Source organism: Paenibacillus sp., from assembly GCF_035645235.1.
Lineage (GTDB): Bacteria > Bacillota > Bacilli > Paenibacillales > YIM-B00363 > Paenibacillus_AE.
This window is the reverse complement of sequence record NZ_DASQMZ010000057.1, coordinates 1-8,256: the sequence shown is the minus strand read 5'-3', so window position 1 is coordinate 8,256 and position 8,256 is coordinate 1. Positions and strand designations below refer to the sequence as shown.

The 8,256-nt window shown below is 63.9% G+C and carries 8 protein-coding genes and 1 pseudogene; 3 read left to right on the top strand and 6 right to left on the bottom strand.

All coding sequences use genetic code 11. From position 1 onward, the window contains the following. On the bottom strand, positions 1-1,136 hold a 1,136-nt coding region (locus VEZ38_RS05050; RefSeq protein WP_324892257.1), incomplete at its 3' end, for an ABC transporter permease. 8 nt (positions 1,137-1,144) lie between these two features. Continuing rightward, entirely contained in the window at positions 1,145-1,891 is a 747-nt protein-coding gene (locus VEZ38_RS05045; protein WP_324892256.1) for an ABC transporter ATP-binding protein, read from the bottom strand. A gap of 108 nt (positions 1,892-1,999) precedes the next feature. Between VEZ38_RS05045 and VEZ38_RS05040 the strand changes: the two genes are divergently transcribed. After that, positions 2,000-2,341: a metalloregulator ArsR/SmtB family transcription factor gene (locus tag VEZ38_RS05040; protein ID WP_324892255.1), complete on the top strand. Its 342-nt coding sequence runs from the start codon at positions 2,000-2,002 to the stop codon at positions 2,339-2,341. Between the two features lie 100 nt (positions 2,342-2,441). On the opposite strand, the gene VEZ38_RS05035 is transcribed toward VEZ38_RS05040, so the two are convergent. Next, on the bottom strand, positions 2,442-2,990 hold the full coding sequence (locus tag VEZ38_RS05035; protein ID WP_324892254.1) for a PadR family transcriptional regulator: 549 nt from the start codon (positions 2,988-2,990) through the stop codon (positions 2,442-2,444). 114 nt (positions 2,991-3,104) lie between these two features. Here VEZ38_RS05035 and VEZ38_RS05030 point away from each other — a divergent pair, with 114 nt between their 5' ends. Then, positions 3,105-4,319 carry a serine hydrolase domain-containing protein gene (locus VEZ38_RS05030; RefSeq protein ID WP_324892253.1) on the top strand — a complete coding sequence of 405 codons (1,215 nt, stop codon included), beginning with the start codon at positions 3,105-3,107 and terminating at the stop codon, positions 4,317-4,319. A 31-nt stretch (positions 4,320-4,350) separates the two neighbouring features. On the opposite strand, the gene VEZ38_RS05025 is transcribed toward VEZ38_RS05030, so the two are convergent. Further along, positions 4,351-6,057: an S-layer homology domain-containing protein gene (locus VEZ38_RS05025; RefSeq protein ID WP_324892252.1), complete on the bottom strand. Its 1,707-nt coding sequence runs from the start codon at positions 6,055-6,057 to the stop codon at positions 4,351-4,353. A 923-nt stretch (positions 6,058-6,980) separates the two neighbouring features. Here VEZ38_RS05025 and VEZ38_RS05020 point away from each other — a divergent pair. Then, positions 6,981-7,235, top strand: coding sequence for a hypothetical protein (locus tag VEZ38_RS05020; RefSeq protein WP_324892251.1), 255 nt, complete (start codon positions 6,981-6,983; stop codon positions 7,233-7,235). A 153-nt stretch (positions 7,236-7,388) separates the two neighbouring features. On the opposite strand, the gene VEZ38_RS05015 is transcribed toward VEZ38_RS05020, so the two are convergent. Next, a complete protein-coding gene (locus VEZ38_RS05015) occupies positions 7,389-7,970 on the bottom strand; it encodes a hypothetical protein (protein ID WP_324892250.1) in 582 nt (193 codons plus the stop codon). Continuing rightward, a pseudogene (locus VEZ38_RS05010) lies at positions 7,948-8,256 on the bottom strand (hypothetical protein); the annotation flags it as partial. The pseudogene VEZ38_RS05010 and the gene VEZ38_RS05015, both read right to left, overlap by 23 nt.

Below are 8,256 nucleotides of genomic sequence, written 5' to 3'. Positions count from 1 at the left end.
CCTGCGGCGACCGCCGGCGACGCGAACGCCGCGACCGGCGCCGCCAGCAGCAGCGCCGCGGCCGCGTGCGCGGCACGCCGCACCGCGCGCTGCGAGCTCGCGCGCAGCTCGGCCGGCAGCGGCGACATCGCGGCGAGCAGCGGCTCCGACGGCGCCGACTGAAGGCCGCGCAGCTGCAGGCCGATCAGCCAGGCGAAAGCGGCGTACGTCCCCGCCGCCGCCCATGGCTGCGGGAACGTCCAGACGAGCAGCGCCTCGAGCGCGATCAACCGCGCGAGCAGCGCCGCCATGGACGAACGCAGCAACGTGCGCCAGTATTGGTACCGGAACGCTTGGCTTCGTTCGTACCGGACGAGCAGCCGCAGGAGCCCGTTCAAGTAAGCGCGGGGCCGGTACGTTTCGGCGCGGTGCGGCAAATCGACGAAGAAGCCGAACCACGCCTCGTGCAGCGCCGTCGTCCGCCGTTCGAGCGCCAGGAGCCGCTCCCAATGCACCTTATACGAGGGCGGAATGCGCAGCGCTGCCGCGTAGGCCGCCCAGAGCAGCGGCAGCCACGCATGAGCCGCGCCGAGCGGCGACCGCAGCAGCGCGAAGGCGGTCGCGACGGCCGCGGCCGCCTTCGCGACGGCGAATGCGGCGCGGATGCCGCCGTCCCGAAAGCGCCTTTCCCGCCACGCCCCGGCGTAGAGGAGCGCCTTCAGCGCCAGCAGCGCGGCGGCTGCGCCGACGTAGGACGCCGGATCGCCGAAGCCCGCCCCTTCGTAGAGCGGGTAGTAGAGCGCAAGCGCGGCGGCCAGCGCGGCGCCGGACATCGCCGCGCCGACCGCCCAGGCGCCCCGAAAGTATTCGCGCATCCGGCTCTCCGCGCGCAGCAGCAGCGCCGTATCCGGCGGCCGCAGGTACGTGCGAGCGGGGTTCCACAGCAGCGCCGCGGCGACCGTTACCGCGGCCGCGAGCGGCAGCCATTCGTCGGCGGCGCCCGCCTGCCGCGTTCGCGTCAACAGTGAAGCGTAGCCTTGGATCGCGAGGATGAGCGCGAAGCCCATCGCCGCTCCGCCGCTGCTCATAACATATCGCCAGTAGGGCAGTTTCTCGCGTAAATCGCGATTTCTGCGGTCCTGCCAAAGCCTCCGCAAATTCAAATTCAAGGCGCCGCCCCCCCGACCAACCGGAAGAACGCTTGCTCGACCTTGCCCTCCGGCGGCGTTCCGGCCGCGGCGACGACGTCGGCCGCGTCGCCGCCCGCGAGCACCGTTCCTTCGTGCAGCACGATATATCGATCGCAATAGCTTTCAAGCATGGATAAAATATGCGAGCTGACGATCAGCCCGCAGCCGGCTTCTTTTTCCTCCCGCATCTGCTCCAGCAGCGCCCGGATCGCAAGCGGATCGAGCCCGAGGAACGGCTCGTCGATGACGTACAACGGCGGTCTCGCGAGGAACGCGCACATGAGCATGACCTTCTGCCGCATCCCTTTCGACAGATGCCCCGCGAACTTGTTCCGCTCCGCGCCCATGCGAAACCGCTCGAGCAGCTTCTCCGCCCGCTCCCGGAACGTCTTCTCCTCGACGCCGTACGCCATCGCGGTCCACTCCAGATGCTCCCAGACGGACAGCTCGTCGTAGAGCAGCGGGCTTTCCGGCACGAAGGCGAACGACGCCCGGTACGCTTCGGTCGAGGACTGCAGCGTATGGCCGTTCACCTCGATCTCGCCCGCCTGCGGAAGCAGCAAGCCGATAATATGCTTCATGAAGGTGCTCTTGCCCGCCCCGTTGAGGCCGAGCAAGCCGACGAGCTCGCCGGGGCGCACGCTCGCGTCGACTTGTTTCAGCACGGGGCGCTTCCGGCTGTATCCGCCTACCAGCCCCCGAACCGATAAGACCCGGTCCATTCTCGTCCACCGCCTTTGGTTTGTTCTGCGTCGCTCCCATTATAAACCATGGGCTTACGCACTTCATATTCCTTGACGTGCATATTCTTTATGAGGTATGTTCGATACATGGATACGACAACTTTCAGCGCATTAGCCGAACCGAACCGTCTGCATATCGTCGAACTGCTCCGCAACGGGCCGCTGCCCGTCGGGGAAATCGCCGAGCGCTGCGGCCTGCTCCAGCCCCAGACGTCGAAGCACCTGAAGGTGCTGAGCGATGCAGGCCTCGTCGAGGTGCAGCCGGCGGCGAACCGCCGCATCTACAAGCTGCGCCCCGAGCCGCTGCAGGAAATGGACGCTTGGCTCGACACCTTCCGCAAAATGTGGGAGGACCGCTTCGACCGCTTAGAGATGTACCTGCACGCGCTGCAGCACAACCAGGACAAGAAGCCGGGCGACCTCAACTGATTCGTTGACCGCCGCCCCGGACTACCGATCGGGAAGGGGGTACGCGTTCGTTCGCAAGAAAGGGCTCGTTTGCGGTTCGTTTGCCGCGAGCGAGCCCTTCTTATGTTTCCTCGGACGGCGCGGCGGACAGCTCCTTCAGCAAGGCGGCGAACCAGCCCTTCGCGAAGGCGTGCGCATGGATGCCGTAATCCAATGTTTTTCGTCGGAAGTCGATGTCGCCGCCCTCGCCTTCGCGCCCTGCCAATCGCAAGCTCCGCTCCAAAGCCCGCAGCTCCGACTCCACTGATTCGATCTTTCCTATGATGGCGCGGACGATCTCTCGCTGCTTCTCCCGCTCCTCGACCAAGCCTAAAAAATATAGCTTCGACAGGGCGGTCGTCTCCAGCCGCTGCTCGGGAATGTCCGCTTCCATCCATGCCGCGAACGCTTCCCGGCCCACTGGGGTAATAGCATATACTTTCTTATTCCGCCCGTGCTCCACGACCGCTTCGCAGGACACCGCTCCTTGCGTCGTCAGCTTCTTCAGCGCCGCCTGCAGGCTTCCGTAACTGGCGCTATAGAATAAAGCGATTCCTTGCCGGAACGCTTTATTCAGCTCGTACAATGTCTGCGGCTTGTACATCAACAACCCCAGGATGACGTATTCCATCTTGTATCCGATCCCCTTTTTCCGCTATAGACAACCGCGTTGTCCATACATTACTATTGGGTATATCACTAATAGTAACATAATACTCGTTCGTCACGCCTCGGAGGTGCGCCTATGCCTATATTCCTTACGTTATTCCTGTTCGTCGTCGCCGCAGCCGCAGCGGCCTTCGCCGTCGTGTTCCTCGCGTCGCGCAGACCGTTGTCCGAGGAGGAGGCGCGCGCCCGGCTTCTTGCCTATTTTACCAAACTGACGCGGCGCCGTCGCCATCCCGTCTCCTTGCAAGCGAGAATCGCCGCCCCGGGGCTCGACCTCGCGTTCGGAGGCGGCCCCCCGTCCGCAACGGACGCGCCCGTCGCCCCCGACCAGCCGTTCCATGTCGCCAGCATCGGGAAGCTGTTCACCGCCGCGCTCGTCCTGCGCCTAGCCGAGCAAGGCCGGCTCGGTCTGGACGACCCCGTCGCGCCTTATTTTCCCGAGGCGCATCTGCGCGGGCTGTTCGTCGTGTCGGGGACGGACTATGCGGGGTCGGTCACGGCGCGCCATCTGCTCGGCCACACGTCCGGAATCGCCGACTACTTCGAGGATGCCGCGGACGACGGCTCGTCCTTCTTCGACCGCGTCCTGGCGGAGCCTGACGCGTTTTGGACGCCAGACGCGCTGCTCGAGTACGCCAGGCGGCGGCTCCGGGCCGTCGCCGTACCCGGCGCGTCGTTCCATTACTCCGACACGGGATACATCTTGCTCGGCCAGCTCGTCGAGCGCGTCGCGGGAAGGCCGTTCCACGAAGCGTTGCGCCGCGACGTGTTCGAGCCGCTGGGCATGACCGCAACGTATCTTCTGTTCCATTCCGAACCGACGGCGGCGCCGCCGCGGCCGATGCGCGAGATCTGGTTGAACGGAAAAGAAATTAGCCGGTACCGCAGCCTCAGCTGCGACTGGGCCGGCGGCGGCATCGTCTCGACTCCGGACGATCTGATCCGGTTTCACCGGGGGCTCCGAAGCGGGGCGCTGCTCGGCGCGGAAGCGTTGCGCGAGATGGAAACGTGCGAGCGGCGGTTCCGCCCGGGCCTGCGGTACGGACTCGGCGCGATGGAAGTCCGGTTCGAGGAGTTTTTTCCGCTGCTGAAGGGGCTGCCGCGCTTGAAGGGGCATATCGGCGTGCTGGCGACGCATCTGTTTTGCGACCCGAAGACCGATACGTATATCGTCCTTAATTTCGGCTCGAACCGGGCGATGGTGCAAAGCTTTAAGACGCTTATCGAAATCGTCGCGACGCTGCGCAAAATGCGCGTTACGACAAAGCCGCCCCGCTCATCCGTCGGATGAAGGCGAGGCGGCGGTTTGCCCTGATGCTATCTTATTTGATCGTTACGACCGTGACGACCTGATTCGCTACGACCAATTCGAGGTCGGAGACGCCCTTCTCCAGCGCCAAGGCGTTGCCGTTCACGACGGCGTCGGCCGCGACGTTGTAGATGCGGGTGACGACGCTGCCGTTTTGCGTCGTGCTGATCGACATTTGCGTCAGCTTGCCGTTTTCCGTCTTATGGCCTTGGTATTTGCCCGCTACGGTGTACACGGCGACGTTGTTGTCGGATACCGGCGCCGTGACGGTCAAGTGCAGAACTTTCCCGTTCACGAGGATGAGGTTTACGCCGTCGCCCGGCTGCACGACGTTCAACTCGACCGTCGCGTTATGGCGTACGATGACCGCGTTCGAGTCGAACGAGTACGTCACCGCCGCGTTATTCGTCCAGACGTCGATTTGGTTGGAGCGCACCGCGGTGACGACGCCGCTCGCTTGCCCGTTTTCGACGACAGGCGTCGTGACGGAGATGTGGATGACGAGTCCGCCGACGACGGTCGCCGTCACTTGGTCGCCCGGCTTCACCGCGCTAAGCGTCGTCGTCGCGTTGTTGCGAAGCACGACGGCGTCGCTCTTCACGGCGTATTCCGTCGTCGTTCCGTCCTTCGTCAGCGTCAGCTTATTCGTGCCGACCGCCGTGACGGTGCCCGTCTTCTGCCCGTCCGTGACGGTCGCGTTTTGCGTAACGTTCAGATAAACGACGACGTTGTTCGAGACGACCGCCGTCACCTTGTCGCCCGGCAATACGGCGCTGAGGTTCGCCCATTTGTTGTCTTTGAGCACCGTGACGTCCGCGGCGACCGCATAGGTTTTCGACTGGCCGTTCACCGTCAGCGTGATCTTGCCGTCGGCCGTCTTGCCGACGAACGTGCCGTTCACTTGGCCGAAGCCCGTCGAATCGTCCGGAATTTGATCGCCCGTGCGGTCGAGAATGGCCGCGAGCTCCGCCCGCGTCACCGGCTGGTTCGGCCGGAAGGTGTTGTTCTCATAGCCGGTGACGAGCCCTTTCTCGATCGCGACCGCGACGTACCCGACCGCGCCGGCCGGAATTTCCTTCTTGTCCTTGAACGCGAGCTCGGCGTTCATCTTCGCCTTCGCTTCGCTCTCGAGTCCCAGCGCCTTCACGAGCAGGATCGTCGCCCACAGCCGATCGGCCGGCTTCTCCGGCTGCACCTCGGACTCCGTCTCGAGGAACAGGTCGTTTTCGATGGCGACGGCGACGTACCCGACCGCCCACGGGTATTTCTTTTCGATCTTGTCGGCGTCTTTGAAGTTCAGCTCCGTCGACATCTCCGCAGCCGACTCCGCCTGCGCGCGCAGCCCCATCTGGCGCACGGCCGCCGCGATCGCTTCGATGCGGGTCACCTTCTGGTTCGGCCGGAACGTGCCGTCCTCGTAACCGGTGAAGACGCCCCGCTTCACGAGCTCCGCGATGTACTGCAGCGCCCACGCGGACTCCGCCTCGACGTCCTCGAACTTCAGCTTGATCTTCTTGCCGTTGACCTCGATATAAATGCCGCGGTCATCGTCGTCGTCATCATCGTCGTCGTCCCGATCGTCCCGATCGTCTCGGTCGTCGTCCCGATCCCATGCGGGCTTACCCGCCCAATCCGGCTTCGCCGCGAACGCCGACGTCGCGCCCCCCGCCACTAACGAAAAGGCCATCGTGCTGATCAACATTTTCTTCCACATACTCATCGTTATCCACGCTCCTATGATCTGATATGTAAGATGATGCGGTACCTTCGCATGCGTTCGGTTCCGGTATGCTCATATCGTTCGGGGACGCGATCCTCTTTTGGGGGGTGACGGAAGAAAATGGGCACGAGGTCCCAGAACCCAAGGAAGAAGGACCCGCCCTCCAGGCAGCAGCGGCGTCATGCTCCGGCAGCTTCGGCGTCTTGCCCCGGCCGTGTCGGCGTCTTGCTCCGGCAGAGGCGGCGTCTTGCTCCGGCAGAGGCGGCGTCTTGCCCCGGCCGCGTCGGCATCTTGCCCCGGCCGCATCGGCGTCTTGCCAGGAGTGATGCGATAAGCGCAAATTTTGAGCATCTCCCAGAGTTACGCGCAAATTTTGAGCATATCCCCGAGTTAAGCGCAAATTTTGAGCGTTTCGGCGGCGGGCGTCGTCGGATCGGCGGTGGACGCGGTCGGAGTGCGGGCCAATGCGGCGCACCGCTCCGCCGGCCGCGTCGGCGTCTTGTCAGGAGTGATGCGATAAGCGCAAATTTTGAGTATATCCCCGAGTTAAGCGCAAATTTTGATCATTTCGGCGGTAGGTGCGGCGAGGGGCGAGGTTTGTGCGGCGGGGATGCGGGCTGAGCGCGGGCCGATGCGGCGCACCGATCCGCCGGGTGCGTCGGCGTCTTGCCCGGAGTGCCGCGATAAGCGCAAATTTTGAGCATATCCCGGAGTTAAGCGCAAATTTTGAGCATTCCGGCGGTAGGTGCGGCGAGGGGCGAGGTTTGTGCGTCGGGGATGCGGGCTGTGCGCGGGCAGATGCGGCGCACCGGTCCTCCGGACTCGTCGGCGTTTTGGCTGGAGTGCTCCGAAAAGTGCAAATTTTGAGCATATCCCAGAGTTAAGCGCAAATTTTGAGCATATCCCAGAGTTAAGCGCAAATTTTGAGCATTTCGGCGGCGGTCGGCGGTGGAGCGGCGGTGAACGCGGTCGAAGTGCAGGCCGATGCGGCGCACCGGTCCTCCGGACTCGTCGGCGTTTTGGCTGGAGTGCTCCGAAAAGTGCAAATTTTGAGCATTTGGCGGCGGGCGTCGTCAGAGCGGCGGCGGACGCGGTCGGAGCGCGGACCGATGCGGCACACCGATCAACCGGCCGCGGCGGCGTTTTGCCTGGAGTGCTGCGTGAGGAGCAAATTTTGAGCATTTCCCAGAGTTAAGCGCAAATATTGAGCATTTCGGCGGCGGCGTCGACAGATCTGCGGTGGACGTGGTCCAAGCGCGAGCAATTCTGCCTGGACCTTCGCAATGAAATGAGCCCCCTTGGACTGTTTGTCCAAGAGGGCTCATTTTCGTTTAATTGAACGGGTTGATGAGGCGAAATGTTAAGCGTAGCGCGTTTTCTTCGAATGTTACGCTGTCGATTTCCGCTGGGATCCGCTCGTCGAACGACAGCGGTACGCGAATGGTGCCGATCGGGAAAAAGGACACCGGCAGCGAAATGTCCTTCAAAGCGGAGGACAAATGAGTCGCCTTCACGTCCGGCTTCTCCCACTCCAGACGCAACATATGCGTTACCGGGAGGCGAAGCCATCCGCCGACGGTGACATCCGTGCGCAGCGTGAGCATGTCGCCGGCCAGCGCGACGTCCGCGCCGGTGATCTCGACGTTCGCCGACAGCTTGCGTTCTTCATAGAGCGCCGATTTTACGATCGAGTTGAGCTCCGTTTCGTTAATCGTCGTCGACAACGATATATCCGCGACCATGCCCCGCACCTTGTCGGCTAAATCCGGAGCGCCCTCCGTCGACCAGTCGAGCGGCGGTTCGGTGGAGGCGTACGCCATCGTGCCGGCAACGAGCAGCGTCAAGAGGAGGAGCAGCCCGATTAGCGGGGCGAAGGGGCGGCGCACCGTTTTACGAGGTTGGGGTACCGCCATCGGACTCGCCTCCGTTGGCGCCTCGCTTCTCCTTCAACCAGCGGGGAGCGCCCTTGTTCTTCTTTTCGCGGTGCCGTTCGGCCGCTTTGTCTCGCGCGCGTTCCGGAGCGGCCGCCTTCTTCGGCGCCGGCTTCGATCCGGCCGCGGCTTTGCCTTTCGTTCCCCCATTGAAGGAAATGCCGGAGGTTACGGCCGTGCGCGGCGCCCCTGCGCCTGCGCCCGCGCCACGCGGCGCTCCTGCGCCTGCGCCCGCGCCACGCGGCACCCCTGCGCCTGCGCCCGCGCC